Annotated in this window: 1 protein-coding gene; it reads left to right on the top strand. The window is 44.8% G+C overall.

Features of this window, described 5'->3' with window-relative positions; genetic code table 11:
* The coding region (locus AKL11_RS03385; RefSeq protein ID WP_216636750.1) for an SPM autocatalytic domain-containing protein at positions 1–934 on the top strand (934 nt) is incomplete at its 5' end.
* Positions 935–976 lie beyond the last annotated feature (42 nt).

A 976-nucleotide genomic window follows, 5' to 3' on the forward strand; every position in this document is an offset into this window, starting at 1 on the left:
TGATGGTGATGGTGATGGTGATGGTGATGGTGATGGTTATCAGGAAAAAACCGCATGGGTTAGTGGTGACGATGGCTTTATCATCACCGACCTCGATGGAGATGGCACGCTATCTTCAATGGACGAACTGTTTATCGCCCAGCAAACCGAAGAGCACGACACCGACCTGGAAGCGCTGGCAACACTCTACGACAGCAATAACGATGGCGTATTGAATAAGGAAGACGAGAATTTTAAGAACATTCTGATTTTTCAGGACAAAAATCAGAATGGCATTGCTGATGAAGGAGAAGTCATTACTCTGGCTGAGGCAGGTATTGAAGAGATATCCGTCGTATCCGATGGCCAGCAACAGATACTTTCCGATGGTTCAATAGTCCACGGTAAAACCACTTACACTAAATCCGATGGCACCGAAGGTATTATTGGTGACGTTGAACTGGCCTATGCAGAAGTGTTACCAGAAACCACCATTACAAATGCTGATTATTCATCTGAAACCAAACAACTGTTACTTACTGGTGCCCTGTTCCATGACATCCTTGTAGGTGATGCCAGTGCTGCAGACACCGATCTCCGCTCTACTCTTGACTGGGATAAGCTTAGCTATAACGTCGATGGCGCGCTCTCAATCTTGATCACAGAAGACGATATACTCTCCGCCCAGATAATAGATGATAATCAGTTAGTCATAGAACTTACTCAAGAAAAGGCTAGCGAGATTCGAATCAATACCGGTGATGATGACAGTAATGATGAAATTGAAGTGGCATCGGGATTTATCCGTAATCTGGCAGGTAATGCAGCTCAGACGGATAGTTACACCAGTGATGTCGGAGCAACATACTCTAGGAGCCTGTCGGACTTAGAACAACTTTTGAGTATAAACCAAAACTCACTTGAAACCATCGGTTTTATTTTGGTTTTGGCTTAACCGGTTTTCTGAGCACCTCTTCCTCCTCGTCAAGAGACGTCT

Origin of the sequence: Endozoicomonas ascidiicola, assembly GCF_001646945.1 — a bacterium.
GTDB lineage: Bacteria > Pseudomonadota > Gammaproteobacteria > Pseudomonadales > Endozoicomonadaceae > Endozoicomonas > Endozoicomonas ascidiicola.